This window comes from Arthrobacter sp. UYEF20 (genome assembly GCF_040546335.1).
Classification (GTDB): domain Bacteria; phylum Actinomycetota; class Actinomycetes; order Actinomycetales; family Micrococcaceae; genus Arthrobacter.
Window position 1 is genome coordinate 36,519 of record NZ_JBEPNP010000009.1, and the last position, 21,795, is coordinate 58,313.

Annotated in this window: 19 protein-coding genes, 6 tRNA genes, 2 pseudogenes and 1 riboswitch; of the genes and pseudogenes, 8 read left to right on the plus strand and 19 right to left on the minus strand. The window is 67.2% G+C overall.

The features are described 5' to 3' along the window. Positions 1–62: 62 nt before the first annotated feature. From ribH to def, 10 genes are all read right to left on the minus strand, one after another. The gene (ribH, locus tag ABIB26_RS11745) at positions 63–566 is read right to left on the minus strand and encodes a 6,7-dimethyl-8-ribityllumazine synthase (protein ID WP_354242976.1); all 504 of its coding nucleotides are present in this window, start codon (positions 564–566) and stop codon (positions 63–65) included. A 54-nt stretch (positions 567–620) separates the two neighbouring features. Beyond that, complete coding sequence (ribA, locus tag ABIB26_RS11750) at positions 621–1,316, minus strand: GTP cyclohydrolase II (RefSeq protein WP_354242978.1); 696 nt, start codon at positions 1,314–1,316, stop codon at positions 621–623. A 24-nt stretch (positions 1,317–1,340) separates the two neighbouring features. Further along, a complete protein-coding gene (gene ribB, locus ABIB26_RS11755) occupies positions 1,341–2,027 on the minus strand; it encodes a 3,4-dihydroxy-2-butanone-4-phosphate synthase (protein ID WP_354242981.1) in 687 nt (228 codons plus the stop codon). Beyond that, positions 2,024–2,677: a riboflavin synthase gene (locus tag ABIB26_RS11760; protein WP_354242984.1), complete on the minus strand. Its 654-nt coding sequence runs from the start codon at positions 2,675–2,677 to the stop codon at positions 2,024–2,026. The genes ribB and ABIB26_RS11760 overlap by 4 nt, the downstream gene beginning before the upstream one ends. Then, positions 2,677–3,861, minus strand: a complete 1,185-nt coding sequence (gene ribD / locus ABIB26_RS11765; protein ID WP_502913658.1) for a bifunctional diaminohydroxyphosphoribosylaminopyrimidine deaminase/5-amino-6-(5-phosphoribosylamino)uracil reductase RibD — start codon at positions 3,859–3,861, stop codon at positions 2,677–2,679. Before ribD ends, ABIB26_RS11760 begins: the two co-directional genes overlap by 1 nt. Further along, complete coding sequence (pnuC, locus tag ABIB26_RS11770) at positions 3,858–4,556, minus strand: nicotinamide riboside transporter PnuC (RefSeq protein ID WP_354242987.1); 699 nt, start codon at positions 4,554–4,556, stop codon at positions 3,858–3,860. The genes ribD and pnuC overlap by 4 nt, the downstream gene beginning before the upstream one ends. A 92-nt stretch (positions 4,557–4,648) precedes the next feature. Then, a riboswitch (FMN riboswitch) is annotated at positions 4,649–4,799 on the minus strand. A 183-nt stretch (positions 4,800–4,982) separates the two neighbouring features. After that, positions 4,983–5,639: a ribulose-phosphate 3-epimerase gene (gene rpe, locus ABIB26_RS11775; protein WP_354242989.1), complete on the minus strand. Its 657-nt coding sequence runs from the start codon at positions 5,637–5,639 to the stop codon at positions 4,983–4,985. 69 nt (positions 5,640–5,708) lie between these two features. Continuing rightward, positions 5,709–7,385: an RsmB/NOP family class I SAM-dependent RNA methyltransferase gene (locus ABIB26_RS11780; RefSeq protein ID WP_354242991.1), complete on the minus strand. Its 1,677-nt coding sequence runs from the start codon at positions 7,383–7,385 to the stop codon at positions 5,709–5,711. Then, a complete protein-coding gene (fmt, locus tag ABIB26_RS11785; RefSeq protein ID WP_354242994.1) occupies positions 7,382–8,302 on the minus strand; it encodes a methionyl-tRNA formyltransferase in 921 nt (306 codons plus the stop codon). Before fmt ends, ABIB26_RS11780 begins: the two co-directional genes overlap by 4 nt. Next, positions 8,299–8,871 (minus strand): peptide deformylase, encoded by a 573-nt coding sequence (def, locus tag ABIB26_RS11790; protein ID WP_354242996.1) that lies wholly within the window; start codon positions 8,869–8,871, stop codon positions 8,299–8,301. The genes fmt and def overlap by 4 nt, the downstream gene beginning before the upstream one ends. A 669-nt stretch (positions 8,872–9,540) precedes the next feature. On the opposite strand from def, the gene ABIB26_RS11795 reads away from it, so the two are divergent. After that, positions 9,541–11,511 (plus strand): HNH endonuclease signature motif containing protein, encoded by a 1,971-nt coding sequence (locus tag ABIB26_RS11795; protein WP_354242999.1) that lies wholly within the window; start codon positions 9,541–9,543, stop codon positions 11,509–11,511. A 494-nt stretch (positions 11,512–12,005) separates the two neighbouring features. Here ABIB26_RS11795 and ABIB26_RS11800 read toward each other — a convergent pair whose 3' ends face one another. Both ABIB26_RS11800 and ABIB26_RS11805 read right to left on the minus strand, forming a co-directional pair. Next, complete coding sequence (locus ABIB26_RS11800) at positions 12,006–12,851, minus strand: cytochrome (protein WP_354243001.1); 846 nt, start codon at positions 12,849–12,851, stop codon at positions 12,006–12,008. 125 nt (positions 12,852–12,976) lie between these two features. After that, positions 12,977–13,048, minus strand: a tRNA-Val gene (locus ABIB26_RS11805). Between the two features lie 307 nt (positions 13,049–13,355). Here ABIB26_RS11805 and ABIB26_RS11810 point away from each other — a divergent pair. The 7 genes and pseudogenes from ABIB26_RS11810 to ABIB26_RS11840 all read left to right on the plus strand — a co-directional run. After that, positions 13,356–13,428 (plus strand) — tRNA-Gly (locus tag ABIB26_RS11810). A 46-nt stretch (positions 13,429–13,474) separates the two neighbouring features. Then, a tRNA-Cys gene (locus ABIB26_RS11815) sits at positions 13,475–13,545 on the plus strand. A gap of 39 nt (positions 13,546–13,584) precedes the next feature. Then, positions 13,585–13,659, plus strand: a tRNA-Val gene (locus ABIB26_RS11820). Positions 13,660–13,718: 59 nt separating this feature from the next. Beyond that, positions 13,719–13,791 (plus strand) — tRNA-Gly (locus ABIB26_RS11825). A gap of 37 nt (positions 13,792–13,828) precedes the next feature. Then, a tRNA-Val gene (locus ABIB26_RS11830) sits at positions 13,829–13,903 on the plus strand. A 147-nt stretch (positions 13,904–14,050) separates the two neighbouring features. Continuing rightward, positions 14,051–14,338 (plus strand): antitoxin, encoded by a 288-nt coding sequence (locus ABIB26_RS11835; protein ID WP_354243004.1) that lies wholly within the window; start codon positions 14,051–14,053, stop codon positions 14,336–14,338. A 170-nt stretch (positions 14,339–14,508) separates the two neighbouring features. Further along, a pseudogene (locus ABIB26_RS11840) lies at positions 14,509–15,190 on the plus strand (IS5 family transposase); the annotation flags it as partial. 233 nt (positions 15,191–15,423) lie between these two features. On the opposite strand, the gene ABIB26_RS11845 reads toward ABIB26_RS11840, so the two are convergent. From ABIB26_RS11845 to ABIB26_RS11875, 7 genes and pseudogenes are all read right to left on the minus strand, one after another. Then, complete coding sequence (locus tag ABIB26_RS11845; RefSeq protein WP_354243007.1) at positions 15,424–15,837, minus strand: CBU_0592 family membrane protein; 414 nt, start codon at positions 15,835–15,837, stop codon at positions 15,424–15,426. A 475-nt stretch (positions 15,838–16,312) separates the two neighbouring features. Next, positions 16,313–16,822: a cysteine hydrolase family protein gene (locus ABIB26_RS11850; RefSeq protein ID WP_354243010.1), complete on the minus strand. Its 510-nt coding sequence runs from the start codon at positions 16,820–16,822 to the stop codon at positions 16,313–16,315. 44 nt (positions 16,823–16,866) lie between these two features. Beyond that, positions 16,867–18,375: an NAD-dependent succinate-semialdehyde dehydrogenase gene (locus tag ABIB26_RS11855; protein ID WP_354243295.1), complete on the minus strand. Its 1,509-nt coding sequence runs from the start codon at positions 18,373–18,375 to the stop codon at positions 16,867–16,869. A 168-nt stretch (positions 18,376–18,543) separates the two neighbouring features. Beyond that, a complete protein-coding gene (locus ABIB26_RS11860; protein WP_354243323.1) occupies positions 18,544–18,648 on the minus strand; it encodes a riboflavin kinase in 105 nt (34 codons plus the stop codon). 143 nt (positions 18,649–18,791) lie between these two features. After that, positions 18,792–19,130: pseudogene (locus ABIB26_RS11865) on the minus strand (NUDIX domain-containing protein); the annotation flags it as partial. 126 nt (positions 19,131–19,256) lie between these two features. Beyond that, positions 19,257–20,687 carry a purine-cytosine permease family protein gene (locus ABIB26_RS11870; RefSeq protein WP_354243013.1) on the minus strand — a complete coding sequence of 477 codons (1,431 nt, stop codon included), beginning with the start codon at positions 20,685–20,687 and terminating at the stop codon, positions 19,257–19,259. A gap of 101 nt (positions 20,688–20,788) precedes the next feature. Then, a complete protein-coding gene (locus ABIB26_RS11875; protein WP_354243016.1) occupies positions 20,789–21,727 on the minus strand; it encodes a flavin reductase in 939 nt (312 codons plus the stop codon). Positions 21,728–21,795 lie beyond the last annotated feature (68 nt).

Here is a 21,795-nt window from a genome sequence, read left to right on the forward strand (position 1 = left end):
GCCGCAGTGCCGATTGCACCGCGACGCCGGTTCCCCCGCGGCCGGCGCCGCGGCCCTCCCCGTCAGCTGTATTGCTGGATTCGGCTGTATTGCTGGAGGGTCACGGCGGTGGCGAGGGCAGCGTTGGCCGCCTCGTGGCCCTTGTCCTCTATGGAGCCCGGCAGCCCCGCCCGGTCGATGCCCTGCTGTTCGGTGTCGCAGGTCAGCACGCCGAAGCCGACCGGCACGCCGGTGCGCACCGAGACTTCGGTCAGGCCCAGGGTGGCGGCCTCACAGACGTACTCGAAGTGCGGGGTTCCGCCGCGGATCACGACGCCGAGCGCCACGACGGCGTCGAAGTGCGGCGCCAGCCGGGCCGCGGCGACGGGAAGTTCGAAGGTGCCGGGAACGCGCAGCACGGTGGGTTCGCTGATGCCGGCGTCCTTGGCCGCACGGAGGGCGCCGTCCAGGAGCCCGTCCATGATCTGGGTATGCCAGCTGGCGGCCACGATGGCCAGTTTCAGCCGGGAGGTTTCCTCCGGCTTGAGGGTGCTGAGGTCAATCTGTGGTGCGCCGTGTCCGCTCATCTGGGATTCCTTGTTCTGCTAAGTCTCAATTAAGTCTCAATGGGTGTTGCTAGGTCAGTCTTGCTTGAAGTCGAATCCGCGCGGGCCCGCTGCCCGCGCTGCCGGCTCCATGTCCAGGACCAGCCGGTGTTCCATCCGGTCCTTCTTGGTCTGCAGGTAGCGGATGTTCTGCTCCCGGGAGGGGACCTCGGTGGGAACCATCTCCACCACGCGGACACCGGCCCGGGCGAGGCGGTCCTGCTTATCAGGGTTGTTGCTCAGCAGGCGGACCTCGTGCAGTCCCATCTCGGCGAGGATCTGGGCCGCGGCCTTGTAGCAGCGGGCGTCCACCGGCAGGCCCAGCTGCTCGTTGGCTTCAACCGTGTCGAAGCCGGCTTCCTGCAGGGCGTAGGCCTTCATCTTGTTCGCCAGGCCGATCCCGCGGCCTTCCTGCCCGCGCAGGTACAGTAGCGTGCCGCCGAATTCGTTGATCATCTCGAGGGCGTAGGCCAGCTGTTCGCCGCAGTCGCAGCGGTACGAGCCGAACACATCGCCGGTGAGGCACTCCGAATGGAGGCGCACCAGCGGTGCCTTGCCATCAACGGGAGGCAGCGGCGAACTGACCGCGAGGTGTTCGGCTCCGGTGGCCAGATCGGTCCAGGCCTGCGCCACAAAGTCGCCGAAGGCCGTGGGCAGCTGCACGATGGGTCCCGCGCTGACCGGATGCGGCCGGCGTCCGTTGCTGATCTCTTGTGCTTCCGACGTCGTCATCGTCTCTCCTTCATCAAACGGCTATCAGATGGTGTCCGCGGCGCGGCCGGCAGGCTGCCCGGCGTCCAGGTATGCCACCAGGTCCGCAATCGAGATCAGGGGGCAACCGTGCTCCAGGGCAAATCCCCGAAGTCCGTCCAGCCTCATCATTTCACCGTCGTCGTACACCAGCTCTGCAATCACACCCACGGGCTCCAGGCCGGCCAGCCGGCACAGGTCCACTGCCGCCTCTGTGTGGCCGGGACGTTCCCGCACTCCACCGTTAACGGCCCGGAGGGGAAAAACATGCCCGGGCCGGGTCAGCGCCGACGGCGTGCTGCCCGGGTCCGCGAGGATCCGGGCCGTCAGGGCCCGGTCGGTTGCGGATATTCCGGTGCTGACGCCCGCCGCGGCGTCGCAGGACACCGTGTAGGCCGTGCCCTTGGAGTCCTGGTTGATTTCCACCATCGGTGGGAGCGCCAGAGCGTCGGCCCGGCCGGCGTCGAGCGGCACACAGATCACTCCAGAGCTGTAGCGCACCGTCCAGCCCATCAGGGCGGGCGTGGCATGCTGGGCGGCGAAAATGATGTCGCCTTCGTTTTCGCGGTCCTCGTTGTCGACCACGAGGACCGGACGGCCGGCCGCCATGGCGCGGACCGCGTCTTCGATCGGATCAAGTCCAGAGCGCGTGGCGTTGTCCGTTGCCCCGGACAGGTCCTTGAGGTGATTCACTGTCCCGTCACCTCCCCGCGTACTGCTCCCCCGGCTGCTCCGCTGGAAAATGCGAGCAGGCGCTCAGTGTACTTCGCCAGCACGTCCACTTCGAGGTTTACCCTGCCGCCGGGGCGTTTTGCGCCCAGCCCAGTGTCGGCCAGCGTGGTGGGGATCAGCCCCACCTCGAACCACGGCTCAGGCTCCGGTGCCGGGCTCACGACCGTCACGGTGAGGGACACGCCGTCGACGGCGATGGATCCTTTTTCCGCAATGTAGCGGGCCAGCCCGGCCGGCACGCCAAAGCGGAGGCGGTCCCAATTACCGAGCGCCTCGCGCTCCCGCAGTTCGCCGACGCCGTCGACGTGGCCCTGGACGACGTGGCCGTCGAGGCGGCCGCCCGCCGGAACGCAACGCTCCAGGTTGACAGGGTCCCCCGCGGTGAGTTCGCCGATGGTGCTGCGGGTCAGCGTCTCCCCCATGACATCGACGCTGAAATCCTTGCCGTCGATCTCGGTGGCGGTGAGGCAGACGCCGTTGACGGCGATCGAGCCGCCCAGGGCGAGTCCCTCGGTGGTGCCGGGTGCGCGGAGCCGGACGGTGGCGCTGATGTCCCCGTTGCGCTCAACGGACAGCACCTTTCCCTGCTCGGCGATAATTCCGGTGAACATCAATTGCCTCCTGCGGCGGTGTCCGCGCCGGTGCGGCGCGGGGTGGAATCGGATGAAGTGGTGCGGGCGGCCGGTACGGAGCCGGTCGCCGGGGCGGGGCGCAGGTGCAGCCGCAGGTCGCGGCCGAGCATCCGGACCGCCCCTCCGGACGCGGGGTCCCATTCCCAAGGCTGGGCGTCGGCCAGGGTGGTGATGCCGAGGTCCTCCAGCGCCGGGGTACCTGAGCCGAGGAGCGTCGGGGCGAGGTAGACGATCAGTTCATCCACGAGCCCTGCGGCGAGGAAGGCGCTCAGGATCCGGGAGCCGCCTTCGACCATGAGGTGGCGCACGCCGGCCGCGAACAGCTCGTCGAGCGCCGCACCCGGATCGCGCGTCGGCAGGTGCAGCACCTTGCCGTCGTCGCCGTTGATGGCCGCGCCGTCGGGAATCCCGCGGTAACCCATCACGGCGCGCAGCGGCTGCTTGCCGGCCGGCTCGCCGTCTGCGTTGCGGGCGGTGAGGCGCGGATTATCGACGAGGACCGTCTGGGTTCCGACCAGGATGGCGTCGATCCGGCCGCGCAGGGCGTGGTTGTCGGCGAGGGATTCCGGGCTGGAAATCCACTGGCTGGTGCCGTCGCTGGCAGCGATCCGGCTGTCGAGGGTCTGCGCGATGTGCAGGGTGACGAAGGGCCGCTGGGCGGCGACGGCGTCGAACCAGCGCCGGTTCATCTCCAGCGCTTCGACTGCCCCGAGCCCGGAACGGACCCGGACCCCCGCCGCACGCAGCGTGGCGGCGCCGCCGGCGGCGGGGTCGTGCGGGTCATCGACGGCGTAGACGACGTCGGTGATCCCGGCGTCGATGATCGCCTGCGCACAGGGGCCGGTCCGTCCGCAGTGGTTGCAGGGCTCCAGCGTGACCAGCATGGTGGTGCCGCCGAGGTCGTAGCCCGCCGCGGCCGCCTGGGCGATCGCGTCCGCTTCCGCGTGGGCCGTGCCGGCGCCGCGGTGGTGGCCGGTGACCAGCCGGGTTCCGTCGGCAGCGATGACGACGGCGCCCACCAGTGGGTTCGCCCCCCGCGGCCCCTGCAGAGCCGCCTCGACGGCCGCGTCCATGGCGGCGATCTCGGCAGCGCTGAAGCCGGCAGCGGTGGAACCGGCACCGCTGGAGCCGGCAGTCAGCCTGGCAACGTCGGGGGCGCTCATTTGGCCACCATCGGGTCCGGGAAGGCCACTTCGACCGTCACCGGTTTGTCCAGCTGCTTCGAGGCGCGCCACCAGACGAAGAATCCGGCGAGCGTGAAGAAGCCGTAGAACAGGTACATCAGGGCGCTGGCGTAGTAGCCGGCGCTGAACAGCAGCGGTATACCGACGATGTCCACCGCCACCCAGATCAGCCAGAATTCGGTCCAGCCGCGGGCCATGCCGTAGGTCGCCAGCAGCGAGCCCATGAAGGTCCACGCGTCGGCCCACACCGGCGGGTATGAGCCGATCGAGTCGAATACCGGGGTGAGGGCAGCGGTTCCGGCCACGAGGCCAAGAGCCAGGATGACCCGGGTCTTGCTGCTGGCCCAGCGTGGCGCGATAGCCGCGCCACCGGCGGAGGACTGCCGGCTCTGCTGCCAGCGGTACCAGCCATAAACAGCGACGCCGATGAACATGATCTGGCGTCCGGCTTGGCCCCAGAGCGTGGCTGGAGTGGCCGAGCCGAAGACGTTGCCCAGGAAGACCGTCAGGAGCAGGAGGTTGCCGGCGATGCCCACCGGCCAGGCCCAGACCCGGCGGCGCATGCCGCCCACGGCGCTGGCGAGCCCAAAAATGTTGCCTAGCACTTCACGAAGAATCAGGACAGATCCACCAACCGGGATCTGCGCTTCGAAGAGCCATCGCAAGAGGTCCATGCGTGTGTCGTTCCTTCCCTCAAGAACCGCGATGGCTCCGGGGGTATACGACAGCGCAATGCCGCGGCACCAAAGGCGCCGCAGTAACAGCTGTACGTGCTTCTCTCATCCAGACTTTAACTGTCGGTACCGGAGTTCCACCGGTTCAACCGTCCGCCGGCTCCTTCCCGAAGGAAAACGCCGGCTCGCGGGTCGCGGACTATAACCGCCGGTTCGGACTTACACCGACCCCGGAGCACGTATGTGTGTTGTTATTCTGACACAACCGCCGGGCAGCTCCGGCTATTCCCCACAGCGGATGTTACGCAGGGCGTCATTTTTCGATTCCTCCGGCCCGCGGCTCGGCACTCCGCGGCTTGGGTTCCTGCCGACGGCCCGCCGCAGGGCGGCCGCCGGCGGCGCGGCGGCTCGGCGGCTGCCGGCGCGTCAGAGGCTGCCGGCGGCGCGGAGCCGTTCGATGGCCTCCGCCGGATCCGCGGCGCCGTAGACGGCGGACCCCGCCACGAAGACATTCGCTCCGGCCTCTGCGGCACGCACGATCGTCTCCTCGGTGATGCCGCCGTCGACCTGCAGTGCCACTCCGACGCCGGAGCCGTCGATCGCTGCCCGGGCCCGCCGGATCTTCGGCAGCGTGAGGTCCAGGAAGGACTGTCCGCCAAAGCCCGGTTCAACCGTCATGATCAGCAGCAGGTCCAGTTCGGAAAGCATGTCCAGATACGGCTCCACCGGAGTACCGGGCCGGAGTGCCATTCCTGCCTTCGCCCCGCGGGCGCGCAGCTCCCGGGCCAGTTTTATCGGCGCAATCGAGGCTTCCGCGTGGAAAGTCACCGAGGCAACGCCGGCGTCGGCGTAGCCCGGAGCCCAGCGGTCGGCGTCGGCGATCATGAGGTGCGCATCCAACGGCACCGGGCTGACGGCCTGGATCCGCTGGACAACGGGCAGCCCGATCGTCAGGTTGGGCACGAAGTGGTTGTCCATGACGTCGACGTGCACGGCATCCGCGGTGCTGATTCTGCGAAGTTCGGCTTCCAGGTTCGCGAAGTCGGCTGAAAGGATGCTCGGGTTGATGCAGCACTGGGCCATGAAATTCCTTTACGTTCTGCTGGGTGGTCTGCTGGGCATGGTTTCCAGTGACCAAGTGTGTCCTGAAACTCAGGCCTTTTTGTGGATGAGCGCCAGGAACATGGCGTCCGTCCGGTGCACGTGCGGCCAGAGCTGGGCGGTGAGTTCGTGCCCGGCGTCGAGGTGGCCGGTGAGGCTGACGCTGTCCAGCGCGGCTCCGGCGTCGAGCAGCTCCAGGTCGTCGCGTTTGCGCAGCACATCGCTGACGACGGCGGTGGTCTCCGCCGGGTGCGGCGAGCACGTCACATACGCCACGACGCCGCCGGGCTTGACGGCTGCCAGCGCGGACTTGAGCAGTTCGCGCTGCAGCGGGCCGAGGTCCGTGAGGTCCTTGGGCGTGCGCCGCCAGCGTGATTCGGGACGGCGGCGCAGGGCGCCGAGCCCGGTGCAGGGGGCGTCGACGAGGACGCGGTCAAAAGTTTCCGCCATTTCCGTGCCGAGCTCGCGGCCGTCGCCGGTCCGGACATGCCAGATTTCGTGCGGAACCGCGGCCAGGGCCTGCCGGACCAGCTTCGCGCGGTGCGGTGCGGGCTCGTTGGCCAGCAGAGTGGCGCCCTGCTGCCGGGCGAGGGCACCGAGCAGCGCCGCCTTGCCGCCGGGACCGGCACACAGATCGAGCCAGCGTTCGCCGGTTCTGTCAGTACCAGTCCCGTCAGTACCAGTCCCGTCAGTGCCAGTCCCGGTGCCGCCGGCGGCGAGGCGGCCGGTGCCGGCGGTCCCAAGGTCGACGGCGGCCATGGCGCGGGCCACGAGCTGCGAGCCGACGTCCTGGACCCGGGTGCTGCCCTCGCGCACCGAGGCGAGCCGGCCGAGGTCGCCGCCGCTGGAGAGCGCCGAGCCTTCGACGAGTTCGCCGGGCGTCGCGCCGCCTTCGAGGGCCTCGTCCAGGCTTCCCAGCCCGGGCAGCGCCACGAGGTTGACCACAGGTGCGGCGTTGTCCGCCTCGAGGAGGTCACTGATTTCAGTGACCGGACGGCCGTGGGCCACGAGGGACTGCCGCAACGCACGGACGATCCATTCCGGGTGGGCGTAGCGGATCGAGGCGATCCTGGTTTCGTCCGTCTCGTCGCTGAGCAGCAGCGCCAGCCACTCCTCAAGGGTGTGCGCGGAGACCTTCCGCAGGACGGCGTTGATGAGGGCCGAGGGCCCGGCGCCGATCACGGCGCGGGCGAGGCCGACCGTCTGGTCCAGGGCGGCGTGCGCGGGGACGCGCATGGCCACCAGCTGATGGACGCCGATCCGCAGCGCATCCAGGATGGCCGGGTCCAGCTGGTCCAGCGGCCGGTCCACGCAGCGGGACAGGATCGCGTCGTAGGTGCCCTGGCCGCGCAGCGCGCCGTAGCTCAGCTCGGTGGCGAATCCGGCGTCGCGCTTGTCCAGTCCGTGGTGCCGGATCCGGGCCGGCAGCACGAGGTTCGCATACGCGTCCTCGGACGCGACGGCGCGCAGCACCTCGAAGGCGACCAGCCTGGCCGGATCCGCACGGCGGGTGCGCTGGGAGGGGGCGTTCTCGGTGAAGCCGCGCTGGGGGCCGCGGTTGCGTTCCCGGCCCTGCGCGTCGCGCTGGCTGCCGTCGCGCGGGCTGCCATCGCGTCCCCGGCCGCCCGGGCCGCCACTCTGCCCGGTACCGCGCTGGCCGCCGCCACCCGCTCCGCCGCGCTGGGGGCCCCTGCCACGGCCGCTGCCGCTCGTCCCGGACTCGCTCATTCGAATACCACGCTTTCAAGTGTTGCCTGCCCGCGCGCCCAATCGGCGGCGGTCATCATTTTCTTGCCCGAAGGCTGGACCCGGGTGAGTTCAACCGGGTGAGAGCCGGTTCCCACCAGCACGCTCCTGCCGTCCACGGCCAACTGTCCGGGCTGCAGGGCGGGGGCCTCGGGCCGGAGCAGCACCGGTTCCACCTTGATTCGCTGCCCATCCAGGGCGGTCCAGGCGCCCGGCTCGGGCGTGACGCCGCGCGCCCGCCGTCCGAGCGCAAGGGCCGGCTGCCGCCAGTCGAGCCGGCCGTCCTCGAGGGTGAGTTTGGGGGCAAGGCTGACGTCGCCGTGCTGCGGCACGGCCGTCGCCTGGCCGACGTCGACGGCGGACAGCGTCTGGGTGAGCAGTACGGCGCCGCTGTGGGAGAGCCGTTCGAGCAGGACCCCGGCGGTGTCGCCGGGGCGGACGGCTTCGGTCAGCGTGCCGAACACCGGACCGGTGTCCAGCCCCTCTTCAAGGAGGAAGGTGACGGCGCCGGTGACGTCGTCGCCGGCGATGAGGGCCCGCTGCACCGGCGCGGCCCCGCGCCAGGCCGGCAGCAGGGAGAAGTGCAGGTTGATCCAGCCGTGGCGGGGGACGTCCAGGGCGGCCCGCGGAATGAGCCCGCCGTATGCCACGATCGCGGCGACGTCGGGGGCGGCGGCGGCAATCCTGGCGGTGACGTCGGCGTCGACCTTGGCCGCATGGATGACCTCGATGCCGAGTTCGGCGGCCCGGGCGGCCACCGGTGACGGCGTCAGCACGCGCTTGCGTCCCAGCGGCGCATCCGGGCGGGTGAGGACGGCGACGACGTCGAACCCGGCCTCGACGAGCGCGTCCAGGGACGGCACGGCGACGCCAGGCGTCCCCGCGAAGAGTACCCTCACTGGGGGTTTCCGAAGGAGCCGGTGCCGAAGCTGGACCCTACAGTCCTGGCGCGCTTCGCCGTCGTCTGCTCGGTGATGGCGTCGTAGTTGGCGTTCCGGATCGCCCGCAGCGCCGTCTTGCGGTCTTCGCCTTCGAGCCGGTCGGTGAAGAGGATGCCGTCCAGGTGGTCGGTCTCGTGCTGGAAGCAGCGGGCCAGCATGCCCTCACCCTCCACCGCGACGGGGTTGCCGTGGAGGTCGACGCCGGTGACTCGGGTGTGCCGGCGGCGCCGGACCGGGAAGCCCAGGCCGGGGATGGAGAGGCAGCCCTCGCCCTCGTCCGGCTGGAAGTCATCGCTGTTTTCCAGCACCGGGTTGATGATGTGTCCCTCGACGCCGCCGATGCAGTAGGTGAAGACGCGCCGGCTCACACCGACCTGGGGCGCGGCCAGGCCTGCGCCGTCGACGTCCTCCATGGTCTCTGTCATGTCCGCCACGAGCTTCGCCAGTTCAGGCCCGAATTCCGTCACGGGATCGGCAACTGTGCGCAGCACAGGATCACCGATGATGCGGATATTCAAAATGGCCATGGGCAGTCTGTCCTTACGATGGGCGGCTACGGGATCCAATCCAGTTTAGTTGCCCCGGCCCGCGTCCCGAACGTCCTCGCCCGATCCGCCTCGGTGGGCCGGATCGGCTGGGGATGCAGACGCTGGGGCGGATCGGCTGATGGATGCCGAGGTGGGGAGCGGATCGGCTGAGGGATGGCGCCGTCGGGGCGGATATCCCGTTTTTCGGAGCTTCAACAAGATCAACGGGCATCTCGGCTCCCGGCTGCCTACGGCACGCCTGGTGCCCCCTGGCGGGGTGCGTTGGGATCCCGCTGACACGACTGGCCCGACCGGCGAGTATGCGGTGCGCCGGTTCACGAAGCGCGGAACGCCCGACGGCGGGGACTCCGGCGCCGCGGAACGTGGAGTGGCAAACAATGTCAGAGCCCTCTGATTGAGTGTAGCTATGGAAGCCATCGGGGATTTCATTCCCTTCCAGGACACAGACGCAGAGCGGGACGCGGGCACAGGCCGTGGTCCAGCCCGGGCCCTGCAGCGCCACCCGGGGCCCAAGGCAACGGATCACAGCAAACCGGCGCTCCCGGACCGCCCGGCGATAATGGCCGCCGGGACGGGCAGGGATTCGAACAACACCCCCACCTCATATCGTCGCCTGATAATGTCCGAGCCCTCTGATTGAGTGCAGCTATGGAAGCCATCGGGGATTTCAATCCCTTCCAGGACGCAGGGCGGGATGCGGGCCGGGTCACAGGCCGTGGTCCGGCCCGGGCCCTGCAGCCTGGTCTGGACAGCGCCCTCGCCGCGCTCCACGAGGTGGGCTCGGCGGCGGCAGGGGACGCGGCGGACTGGGGATTCCGGACGGCGTCTGACTTCGCCGGCCGGGTGGAGGAACTCTCGCGGACGGTGGAGTACCTGCAGCTCGTGGCGGCCGCCGCCGTGGACCGGACCCGGAAACAGTCCGCCGCGGCTCCTTCGAGGGGCAGCGCCAGCTGGACCACCGGCTGGCGCGACACCTCCGGCGGGTGGGAGACCGGCGGCGGCCCGGCCGGCGCACCCGGGGCCGTCGCTGCCGCCGGGGCCGTCGCTACCGCCGGGGCCGTCGCTACCGCCGGGGCCGTCGCTACCGCCGGGGCCGTCGCTTCCGCCGGCGCCGTGGCAACGTCCGGAGCGGTAGCTCCCTCGGTCGCCGTGGACGGTATGCCCGGTGCGGTGGCTACGTCCGGGGCGGTGGATCCCTTGGTTGCCGTGGACGACGGCTACCGGAACACCGCGGAGTTCCTGCGGGCGCGGCTGCGGATCAGCGCCTCCGAGGCCCGGCACCGGCTCTGCCTGGCCGCGAAACTCCTGCCACGGCCGGGCCTTGCCGGACGGCAACTGCCTCCCGCGCACGAGGAACTCGGCGCCGCCGTGTCCTCCGGAGACGTCGCGTCCCGGGCCGCGACGATCATCACCGCCGCGCTGGACCGGGTCCGGCACACCGGCGACGCCGAGGCAGCCGCCCGGATGGAGCACGCCCTGACGCGCACCGCCGCCGAGAACGACCCGGACTTCCTGGCCCGCGTCGCCCGGGGCTGGACCGACGCGCTGGACCAGGACGGCGCCGAGCCCTCCGAGGAGCTGCTGCGCCAGCTCCAGGGCGCCTTCATCCGCCGGCCGCGCCATGGCCTCCAGCACCTCGAGATTTTCGCGACCGCCGAGCAGTTCGAACACCTCCTCACCGTCATGAACACCGCCACCAACCCCCGCACCACCATCCCGCAGACACCCGGCGCCCCGGCAGCCGGGGCCGCGGCAACAGCGGCCCCGGCAGCGGGTGAGGGTTCCGTCGACGGCCCCGCCGGAGGGGACACCCCTGCCGCCGGCGTGTCCGCCGCCGCTGCGAGTGCCGCCGCCGTCACGAGTGTTGCGGGCATCTCGAGTGTTGCCGCCGCTTCGAGTGCTGCGGGCGTTTCGGCCGCCGCGGGTGTGTCGGGTGCTGCGGGTGCTGCGGCCCCGGAGGATGACCCCGGGGCCCCGGGACTGGATCTCCGCTCGCGCCCGCAAAAGCTGCTCGACGGCCTCATCGGGGCCTGCAAAGCCGCCCTCGCCGCGGGCTCCCTGCCCGCCGCCGGCGGACTCCGCCCCCACGTCATGGTCACCATCGACTACCGGGACCTGCTTTCCCGGCTCGGAGACGGCCCGGCAGAAGGTCCCGGATCCCCCGGCCGGCCCGCGGCCCGGACCGGAACACTGCTGTTCACCGGCCCGGTCACGGCCTCCACCGTCCGGAAGATCGCCTGCGACGCAGACATCATCCCGGTCCTCCTCGGCGGCGAAGGCAGGATTCTGGACATCGGCAGGGCCTCGAGGGTCTTCCCGCCCCACATCCGCAAGGCCCTCACCGCACGCGACCAGGGCTGCGCCTTCCCCGGCTGCACCATCCCGGCACCATGGTGCGAAGCCCACCACATCACCTACTGGTCCCGCGGCGGAACCACCGGAACTGACAGCGGAGTACTCCTTTGTTCACGCCACCACCACGTAATCCACAAAGAACAATGGACCATCCAGGTCCGCACCGGGATCCCCTGGTTCATCCCGCCACCACACCTCGACCCGGGCCAAAGACCCCGGCGCAACGCCTACTTCCGGCCCGCAGATCTCGGCACCGCCACGTAACGCCCGAATGACGCCCGGGTGACGGCGGCCGCGGGTTAGGGCGTGCGAAGCGACCGCGGTGGCGTGTGATTGCGTGAATTCCATCAAGCGCTGCTCCGATGGCCCAGATATCGCCATGGCGGAGATCTCATCGAGCTGTGACCGACGCGATGCCGTTCGGTCTCGATAACCCGACAGCAGCCGTTCGCCCTGATGCCCCGATGTAAGCCCCCAGGTTCGGAGCCCCACGTCGGCGCAGAAGAGCCGCTGAAATCCCCGTCGCCGACGTCCGCCGTCCTGAGGTAGGCAGTCTTGAACTCCGCGGCCCCACACACACGAGCGGTGCCCTCAGGTCAGAGCGCCGATCACGGTTCCGCTCTGGATTCTGCTCATCACCGGTGCCGTCCTGGCGGCCACCCACTCGGCCCACCCTGCTCCCGGCCACCGTTGTTATCGGAATTCGGCGGCCCTTCGGCACACCGCGGGTTCAGCGCTGCGGGTTCAGCGCTGCGGGTTCAGCGCTGCGGGGGCGGGGCCAGCGGCAGCAGTGCCGTTCCGGCTACGGCCGTATCGGCGGACATCTCCCAAACACGACGCAGGGCGCAGAACTTCCACCAGTGGTGTTTCAGGACGTCCGGGTTGGCCCGCAGGGGACGCACTTCCGTCTCGCCGACGGCAACCGCCAGCAGGATCGGGGATTCGCCGTGTTTCCAGGCCTCCCATTCCCCGGCCGCCGGATCCACGAGGCTTTCTTCGGCCTTCATGCCGGCCACGAGTTGCATCACCACTTTGTCATCGAGGGGCTTGACCGTGCCGTCCCTGCTGGTGCCCTTGGTCTTGTAGTCGATGAGGCAGATGCGGCCGTTGATCTTGGCGACGAGGTCCAAGGTTCCGGCGTAGCCGACCGTCCTGTTCCAGACCGTGATCTCCGGCGCGATCGGCTCCACCTGGAAGAGCTCCCACCACTCGTCGAAGCGGGCGGCGAAGGCTTCCTCGCCGTTGGCGGCCAGCAACTCCCTGGTTTCCTTCATCTGGTGCGGCCGGCCGAGGGCACGCAGGGCCACCTGCTCGCAGTAGTTGTGGACCCGGTCCCCGCGTTTCGCGGCGTCGTCGCGGTAAGTCTCGGCCGCCTTGGCCGCACGGCTCACCGCCTGGCGCACCTTGGCCGGGCTGCCAAGAATGCCGGGCAGCGTGGGGTCCTGGGCGAGGCTGTTTGCGCCCATGTACCCGAACCAGCCGTCCAGGCCGTGGGGCTGCTGCCCGATCACGTTGGTGATGGAGGGTACCGAAAACTGCTCGGACGTGGATCGTGCGTACATCCGGCCATGGTCCGTGGCGTGGGCAAGAAGTGGAGCGGTCATGGAAAGACTCTTTCACAGGGGTCGGACAGCGGAACTGCAAGAGCGGCCCAGCAAGCTGCCGGATCAGCGGGGCGGAAACAAAATGGTCCGCCCCACTCGGTGAGCGGAACGGACCATTTATTGGGTGGGCGATACTGGGTTCGAACCAGTGACCTCTTCGGTGTGAACGAAGCGCGCTACCACTGCGCCAATCGCCCCAATGCCATTGAATGCTAGCCCACCCCGGCGGATTTTAGAAATCGGCCTCTCGTGAGCCGGAATGCGTCGATCGCGGATCCGACGGCCAGCCGCCGTCGAACGTCTGCCCGCCCCCAAAGTCATCCGCCTGACAGGAGCGAATTACACAGCTGTAATTAGCAAAAAGCCCTAGAATCCAAGGATGAACGGGGCTTCGAGGCCCCCCGCGACGTCGCGATTTGTAGATTCCCTGAACCTCCTATAGAGTTCTTACTCGTTGGAACGCGAGGAAATGCCGAATTGCGGCGCGGAATTGCAGACAATAATGCGGACGTAGCTCAGCTGGTAGAGCACCACCTTGCCAAGGTGGATGTCGCGAGTTCGAATCTCGTCGTCCGCTCGCAGGACACTGTCACGGCAAAGGTTCTTCGGAATCCTGTCTACACGGTGGGTTGGCCGAGAGGCGAGGCAGCGGCCTGCAAAGCCGTATACACGGGTTCGAATCCCGTACCCACCTCGGTGAAAACCCTGGTTTCCGGTTCCGGCCGGATGCAAGGGGCGATTGGCGCAGCGGTAGCGCGCTTCCCTGACACGGAAGAGGTCACTGGTTCGATCCCAGTATCGCCCACCAAAGCAAGGCAACTTGCTTGACGTAGGAACCACCCGGGCATACCGGAAAGTACTACAACTGCGGACGTAGCTCAGCTGGTAGAGCACCACCTTGCCAAGGTGGATGTCGCGAGTTCGAATCTCGTCGTCCGCTCTCTGTTTACAACTCCACTCCGGATCCTTCCGGTTGCGGGCGATTGGCGCAGCGGTAGCGCGCTTCCCTGACACGGAAGAGGTCACTGGTTCGATCCCAGTATCGCCCACCATGAAAGCAGCTCCCCGGAGCTGCTTTTTTTGTGCCCACTCCCTGGCCCCATTCCCCTGTGGGCGGATATCCTTGGCACTCCCCCGGGCGGCGGCTAGGGTAGAAATCGCTAGGGGCGATCTGGCTCCGCGACCGAAGGGAGGTGCCCGTGGGTATTCTTGACGATCTGAAGGGCAAGGCTCAGAAAGTAATTGGTGGCAATCAACAGGCCATCAAGGACGGCATCGAAAAGGCAGGCGACTTCGTCGACTCCAAGACCGGCGGAAAGCACGCCGACAAGATCGATTCCGTCCAGCGGGGCGCTTCCGACTTCGTGGACAAGCAGGACGGCACGCCAGGCACTGCGCCGGCGGCCGGAGAGCCTCCTGTAGCCGGACAGCCCCCCGTCAACGTTGAGCCCCCTGCCACCGGGGAACCCCGGCAGCAGGGCCTCTGACCCAGGTACGTCAGCGAGGTGCCGGTCCCGCCGAGAGGCGGCGCCGGCACCTTCGGCGTTTACGGCGCCTTAAACCCACACGACGCTGACTCGCTTGGCGCCCATCCGAGGCCTCAGGATGGGCGCTCGGGCGTGTGTCCTAATTCTTGGGGTGACTTTTTGGCAAAATTGAGGGGATCTGGGACAAGGTACTGGCTGCGTTGTTGACCCGTGCCGACGCGGCAGGGTTGATCAATTGGGAGGTGTCGGTGGACTCCACGGTGAACCGCGCCCACCAGCATGGCACGAATCTTCCCCGCCCCACAGGGGGTCCTCTCGAATTACATGAATCTGCTCGATGAGCCTGATGATCACGCCATAGGCCGCTCCCGCGGCGGGCTGACCACCAAGATCCATGCCTTGGTTGACGGCAGCATGCGCCCATTGGTCCTGCTTCTGGGGCCTGGCCAGGGCGGGGACTCGCCCATGTTCGAAAACCTTATGGGGGCACTCAAAGTCGAACGGGAAGGTCCCGGAAGCCCCCTTACCCGCCCGGACCGGGCCATGGCTGACAAGGCCTACTCATCCAAGGCAATCCGGACCTACCTGCGCGGGCGCGGCATTGAATGCGTCATCCCCGAAAAGGAAGATCAGAAAGCCAACCGCAAACGCAAAGGCTCCTCCGGCGGACGACCCGTCACCTACGACAAAGAAGCGTACCAACGGCGCAATGTCGTCGAGCGCAGTTTCAACACCCTCAAGCAATGGCGCTCCCTGGCCACGCGCTACGACAAACTGGCCCTCACCTACCGCTCACCGACCGTCCTGCACGCCGTCGTCGTCTGGAGCACCCTATTGGGAGACACGCCCTAGCCGACGAATCATGCTTGCCCTCGATCCTGACGATCGTCGTTTTCGCGACACCGAGTAGACATGGGGCCCCGGATGTTGTGACCTAGAGCGCGGCTTTAAGTATGCCCCTCCTGCGGTTCGCTGAGTGTCGGGCGAGTAGACCGGCTGCCGGGGACTGGCCAGCTTGCGAATGCCTGACGGGGTCGATTACCAAGGGCGGCTGCGCGGAGGTCTCGGAGCTTTCGCGCAGGCGCTTAATCCCGAGTGGAGTCATCCTGTTCAGGCGAATCGGCCTGACGCTCAGGCAAACATCCGTCGACGTCATTGCGAATGGAACCGGTGAGGGCCTCGGCAGCAGCCAGTTGCCCGGTTGTGTCAGGGACGCCCGGGAATTGAAACAGCGGAGCATCAACAGCTGCTACAGGCGGTTGGCCCGCCGAACGCATGCGAAGAAGCGCGACGGCGGAAATGAGGAACCACGCGATGTTTGTGACCACGGAGGGCCATGCTTCGTGGAATGCGCCGTTGACGATGAAGGCACATGCGCCGAGGAGGTTTGCGGCCTGGAAACGTCTGCCCGCTTTAACCCAGCCCACGGAGACAGCCAGGTACGCACTTAGGATCGTAGCCGCACCTGCCCAGCCGGCGATTTCCCACAGCGGTTCCATGGTGTCCTTTCACATGCGGTGCCCGGCTTGCTGGCGGCGGGGCGGGGTATTGACGGTGGGATTTAGGAGTTTACTTTCGGGTGGGGCCTTGCCGAATGGATCAGGCACCGCCGGATAAGGCGTTTGCTCAGACCCGGCCGCCGGCGGGCGAGGAACCTCTGCGACTCCGAAACTGCGGCCCGGCCACCGTCCGCAGCGTTGCCCACGGCATCGTCGACTTCGAGGTAGAGTCCTTCCCACGGCGCCGCGGTGAATCCGGCGCTCACCCCGGCGGCCCGCACTTCAGTGACCACGGGAGCTTGACTGGACCGGGTGGCCCGACGGCGCGTGGCGGGGCCGTGTTGGAAAGCGGCAGAAAAGGTGCGCTGGACGATGGTCATGATGGCTTCCTCTCTGAAGCTATCGGCAAACTTACGAAGTGTTAACCGCATTTCTCGGGCGCAGCGCTTCGTTCCGCCGGCTCATCTGCAGGCAGTCACATAAGGAGGGCTTTGCTTTTGACGACGTTAATCATTGGGGAAAGTAGTTCCAGAAGGGTTAGTGCCTGATCATGCGCAGCGTCGCTCTGGCCGGCGCAGGCGTCCTCGACCACCGTGACGTATCGTCCTGCGTCTGCGGCGCCCAGGGCGGTGGCAAGGATGCAGCAGTCGGTTGCTACACCGGTGAGGATAACCTCGTCCCCGACGGGAATCCGGCCTGCCAGCGCTTCGCCCCATTTGGAGAACGTCGGAAGGTCAATGGAGCCATGGGCCTGAACGTCTGGAAGCTCGATGTTCCACACGGGATCGGCGGGATCCAGGCGCATGCTCTGCCAGCGGTCGTAGTACGAGGACCACGAGCCTTCCTCGGCGGGGTCGGGGATAAAGCGTGTGATGATTGGTTCCAGCCCCGCGGCTGCCAGACGCGCGATGGTTCTCGCCGCTTCGTCGTAGCGCGGGATGTGCCACTCCCCCGGTTGGCGGAAGGCGCGTTGCATGTCAATCACGACCAGATGACGCTTTGGTCCGCCCGTCGAGGCTCTGCTGCCGCTCACGATTTTTGGCCTCCCTCTTCGGCGTAGGGATCGGCGATGCCGATGTATTGGGTGGTGGTGTATTCGGCGATGCCTTCGGAGCCGCCTTCGCGGCCCAGCCCGGACTGCTTGACGCCGCCGAATGGTGCGGCGGCGTTGGAGATGACGCCGGCGTTGAAGCCGACCATGCCGAATTCGATTTGCTCGGCCACGCGCAGCAGCCGGTTGAAGTCGCGGCTGTAGACGTAGGAGGCCAGCCCGTACTCGCTGGCGTTGGCCAGGCGGATGGCGCCCTCTTCCGTGCTGAAGGTGGTGATGGGGGCGACGGGGCCGAAGATTTCCTGCTGGAGGATCGCGGCGTCGTTCGGCACGTTGGCGAGCACGGTGGGAGGGTAAAAATAGCCAGGCCCGTCAACCGGGGAACCACCGGTGACGGCGGTGGCTCCGGCCTCGACGGCGGCGCTCACCAGGGCGTGCACGTCGTCACGGGCGCCTGCGTCGATGAGGGGTCCCACCTGAGTGCCGGGTTCGGTGCCGCGGCCGGTGGCCAGGGCGCCCATGGCTGCGGCAAACTTCCGGGTGAACTCGGCAGCGACGGACTCGTGAACCAGGAAGCGGTTGGCGGCGGTGCAGGCTTCGCCCATGTTTCGCATTTTCGCGGCCATGGCACCGTCTACGGCTTTGTCCAGGTCGGCGTCCGCGAACACGATGAACGGTGCGTTGCCGCCCAGTTCCATGGAGGTGCGCAGGACGTTCTGCGCGGCGTCGGCGATGAGGCGTTTGCCCACGGGCGTGGAACCGGTGAAGGAGACCTTACGCAGGCGCGGGTCGGCGAGCAGCGGGCCGGAGATCCCGGACGCGCTGGACGAGGGGATCACGTTGAGGACTCCGGCGGGCAGGCCGGCGTCGAGCATGGTCTGGGCGAAAAGCTGCGCGGTCAGCGGCGTGAGTTTGGCGGGTTTGAGGACCATGGTGCAGCCGGCGGCGACGGCGGGGGCAACCTTGCGGGTGGCCATGGCGAGCGGGAAGTTCCAGGGCGTGATCAGCAGGCAGGGGCCGACCGGTTTGTGCTGGACCAGGATCTTGTTCTTGCCTTCGGGCGTGGTGAGGTAGCGGCCGTAGTCCCGGACGGCCTCTTCGGAAAACCAGCGCAGGAACTCGGCCCCGTAGGTCACTTCACCCCGTGCCTCGGCGAGCGGCTTGCCCATTTCCAGGGTCATCAGCAGCGCGAAGTCGTCGGCGCGTTCGGTGACCAGGTCAAAGGCGCGGCGCAGGATTTCGGCCCGTTCCCGCGGTGCGGTGCGTGCCCAGGAAGCCTGGGCGGCGTCTGCCGCGTCGAGCGCGGCGACGGCGTCCTCGCTGGTCGCCGAGGCGAGGGTGGCGAGAACCTCGCCGGTGGCGGGGTCATGCACGTCGAACGTGCCGCCGTCGGACGCGTCCCGCCACTGTCCGTTGATAAGCAGGCCGGTGGGCACAGACGCGAGGAGCTTTGCTTCATGCTCGGTGATCACGATCTCGGTGGTCATGGTGTTTCCTTCAGCCACGTAGGGCTCCTTCCAAAGGCTTGATGGATTGATCATTGTGCGGCAGCCAACGTCCGGGACAGCTGCTTAGGCCAAATCGCGGCGCCGCTCTCGTGGTGCGATCCTGGCGAACGAGCCAGGGATAGTGCTGTTGGGCCCAAGTCCGAGGTGCTATAACATCGTGGCGCAGTTGGGTCCGCCGTCGTCCTCGGTGGGGAACCCGAGTGTCCTGCCTCGTTCGTCCCCGTATTCGACGATGCCTTGAATGACCGCCATGATCCTGCTCCATGTTGGTCGGGCCGTACCGGGGCCCCCTCGAGTACCTGATCCAGCCACGTAACGCGGTTGCCGAATCGCCTGATCTTCGAAGGCTCCGCCCAGCGGAAAGTGTCGTGTTCGTCATTGAGCGTCAGTCTGCGGCGCCGGGTGACGGCTGTGAAGGTGTGCACCAGCCACGGATTGCCTTGCTGGTCTGGCAGGAGAAGCGGTGCTCCCTGCCGGAAATCGATCAGGTCGTTCTCGGTCAGCCCTGTTTCCTCACGAAGTTCCTTGATGGCCTGCCCCTCAGGAGAGGTTCCAGGCTCGAGATATCCGGTGATGCAATGCCAGCGTCCGCGGTCATGTCCGACGGACTGGCTTCGCTTGAAGAGGGCGATCCGTCCTCGCCACTTAACGATCACGGCCACTACGGTGCGGGGCGGGCATTCTGCGGGTGAATGTGCCTTCCCGCTTACCGGTACCAGCGTTGCGGTACTCATATTGATCCTCGTCCGGCTCGGTTGTTGTAGGGCGGATGTGGTTGTGCCGTATGGCCGTGGCTATCCATGCCTGTTGTGGATTGGACAGGTGGCTCCCCCGCCTGCCGGCGGGGGAGCCACCTGGCCTTAGAGGGTTTGCCCGGCGATGCTGCGGTCGAGCACTTCATGTCCTGAGAGGCGCGGGCGCCGGTGGGTGGCGAAGTAGACGCCGGCCGCGACGGCTGCTCCGACGTAGTAGGAGAGGTCGCCGATTTGGGGGAACGCGGCCGCGATGGGGCCGGTGTAGATCGAGGACATCCAGAACGGGGAGGAGAGGACGACGCCTGCGGCCCAGGCCACGAAGCCCCACTCGAACTTCCTGCTCTTGTCGAATAGCTCGCGGAGGCCTCGCTCGGTGCGGCGCCCTCCGAAAAGGTAGTCGCACACGAGGACGGCTACGTAAGGGGCGATGCAGTAGGCCGTCAGATTGAGGAACGCCGTGAAACCTGCGTTGAACCCTTCCTGGCCGAACAGAGCTACGAGGTATGAGGCGACACAGATGACCACGACGGCGGTGTGGCGTTTGACGGGTACGCCCATGGTCTGGATGGATATGGCGCCGCCGTAGACGTTCAGAAAGTTCTGGGTGAAGGACGACAACGCGACGACGCCCAGTCCGACGGCGGCCCAGGGTCCCATGACCTCTTTAAGGGCCCCGATGCTGTCGGACGCGGTGGTGGAGGAGCCGAGGAGGGTCCCGAGGATTCCCATCCAGACCAGGGTGATGAAGTTTCCGAGCATGGTGGCCCGGCTGGCACCCCGCCGGTTGCCGGGTGTGTTGGGGAGGTAGCGAGAGTAATCGGAGGCGAACGGCATCCAGGCGACGATGAAGGAGAAGAACCATCCGAAGAAGATGATCCATCCGCCGATGCCGTCAAAGCCCGGGGCAGATTCATTGACGACGTTGACGACGCGGCCATTGGCGGCTGCAACGATGGTGATGAAGGCGAAGCCGATCACCAGGACAAAGGAGAGGATGCGCTGGAGGAAGTGGATCAGGTTGTATCCGATGACCGCCACTCCGAGCTGGATGACCATGAGAATGAGTGCAGAGAGCCAGAATGGCACGTCGGTCAGCAGCGAGATGGCCTTGCCGCCGAGAATCACGGTCACGGCGGCCCAGCCGACGCCGGCGAAGACGTTCACATATGCCACCGGGAACAGGTTGCCGATGAATCCGAGAGGTCCCCGGCCCTGCATTTGCTGGGGGACGCCCAGCCGGACGCCCATGGCCGACAGGTAGCCCATTCCTGCCGAGGAGGTCACGCCGGCGAGGACGATCGCCAGGGCGGCGGCCCAGAAGGGCAGGCCGAAATAGGCGGCGCTGAAGCCGAGGACGACGATGGGGAAGTTCATGCCTGCCGCGAACCAGAGAAAGAACTGCGAGCGGGGCTTGCCGTGGCGTTCCACGTCGGGGATGTGTTCGATGCCGTAGGGCTCGATTTTGGTGAGACTGTTGCGGTACCCGCGGTCTTCGGCGACGCTGTTTTCGGCAGCGCGCATGGTGTCTTCGCTCATTTTTGTCCTAAAGTTGGATACGCACCTTGGTGCGCTGCTTGCGAGCAGTTTGGGTCGGCGCGGCTGGTTTCCTGTCCGAGGGTGGTCAGCCGCGCCGGAACTTAGAGTTCGGCGAGGTCTGCGCCGTCGTAGAACCGGCCGGCCTTGTAGATCATGGGTGCCGTGTTGTCGATCTCGGCATGCCGGACCCGGCAGATAAAGACGGTGTGGGTCTTGGCTTGGAATCGTTCCTGGATCTCGGCTTCAAGGGATGCGGCCGAGCCGTCCAGGAGCGGGCTGCCTTTCGGGCCCTCGTGCCAGTCGAGCTCCGCAAACTTGTCCGGGGCCTTGGACGCGAAGACATTGACCGTATCCTTCTGCCCCGTTCCCAGGATGTTGATGCCGAGGTGGCTCGATGAGAAGAGCGCCGGGTAGGTACTGGAGGTCTTCTGGACACAGACGAGTACGAGCGGTGGCTCAATGGATACTGAGCAGTACGAGTTCGCTGCCAGTCCTTTGGGGGTTTCGCCGTCCTTGGTGGTGACCACGGTGACGCCCGTGATGAACTGGCGGTTGAACGCCTTCATCAGGTCTGCGTCGAGCTCGGGGAAATCGCCGGCGTCTCCAACCTCCGGTGCGGCTATCCCGCGCAGGGGACGAATCCCGAGGCCGGCCAGCAGCTCACTCCCGTCCCACGTCACGGTTTCTTTCGTGATCTTCCCGTCCTGGAGGATCAGGATGTTCGAGCCCCTGGTCTGAACAGTAAGTCCTGTTGCCGGGACGCCGAGGTATTCGTGGGTGTGAGTGCCCGTGGACGTCCAGAAGACGGCCACTGTTTCCGCACCTTCCACGATGTCGTCAATGGTCGTGCGCAGGTCCGGGAAGGCTTCCCGCACTGCGGCGATCTCTGCTTTTAGACCAGTGATATCGACAGTTGCGCCTGTCGCTTTACTGGTGCGCGTGTAGCCAGCCGCCACGAGGCCGTCGAGGGCATTTAGGTCACCCTTGTCCCAAGCCGCGAGCCAGGCTGACGTGATCAGCGGTTCAAGTGTCTGTTGCATACCAATGACGGTAAGGCAGATCACATGATCACGTCAACAGAAACCTCAAAAAACCTCAAAACACCCGG

Bases quoted from the DNA above. Each gene is read 5' to 3' on its own strand.
- ABIB26_RS11845 (WP_354243007.1), bottom strand. From the start codon at position 15,837: ATGGAACCGCTGTGGGAAATCGCCGGCTGGGCAGGTGCGGCTACGATC.
- pnuC (WP_354242987.1), bottom strand. From the start codon at position 4,556: ATGGACCTCTTGCGATGGCTCTTCGAAGCGCAGATCCCGGTTGGTGGA.
- rpe (WP_354242989.1), bottom strand. From the start codon at position 5,639: ATGGCCCAGTGCTGCATCAACCCGAGCATCCTTTCAGCCGACTTCGCG.
- ABIB26_RS11795 (WP_354242999.1), top strand. From the start codon at position 9,541: ATGGAAGCCATCGGGGATTTCAATCCCTTCCAGGACGCAGGGCGGGAT.
- ABIB26_RS11760 (WP_354242984.1), bottom strand. From the start codon at position 2,677: ATGTTCACCGGAATTATCGCCGAGCAGGGAAAGGTGCTGTCCGTTGAG.
- ribD (WP_502913658.1), bottom strand. From the start codon at position 3,861: ATGAGCGCCCCCGACGTTGCCAGGCTGACTGCCGGCTCCAGCGGTGCC.
- ABIB26_RS11855 (WP_354243295.1), bottom strand. From the start codon at position 18,375: ATGACCACCGAGATCGTGATCACCGAGCATGAAGCAAAGCTCCTCGCG.
- ribA (WP_354242978.1), bottom strand. From the start codon at position 1,316: ATGACGACGTCGGAAGCACAAGAGATCAGCAACGGACGCCGGCCGCAT.
- def (WP_354242996.1), bottom strand. From the start codon at position 8,871: ATGGCCATTTTGAATATCCGCATCATCGGTGATCCTGTGCTGCGCACA.
- ABIB26_RS11875 (WP_354243016.1), bottom strand. From the start codon at position 21,727: ATGCAACAGACACTTGAACCGCTGATCACGTCAGCCTGGCTCGCGGCT.
- ABIB26_RS11780 (WP_354242991.1), bottom strand. From the start codon at position 7,385: ATGAGCGAGTCCGGGACGAGCGGCAGCGGCCGTGGCAGGGGCCCCCAG.
- ABIB26_RS11860 (WP_354243323.1), bottom strand. From the start codon at position 18,648: ATGGCGGTCATTCAAGGCATCGTCGAATACGGGGACGAACGAGGCAGG.
- ribH (WP_354242976.1), bottom strand. From the start codon at position 566: ATGAGCGGACACGGCGCACCACAGATTGACCTCAGCACCCTCAAGCCG.
- ABIB26_RS11800 (WP_354243001.1), bottom strand. From the start codon at position 12,851: ATGACCGCTCCACTTCTTGCCCACGCCACGGACCATGGCCGGATGTAC.
- ABIB26_RS11870 (WP_354243013.1), bottom strand. From the start codon at position 20,687: ATGAGCGAAGACACCATGCGCGCTGCCGAAAACAGCGTCGCCGAAGAC.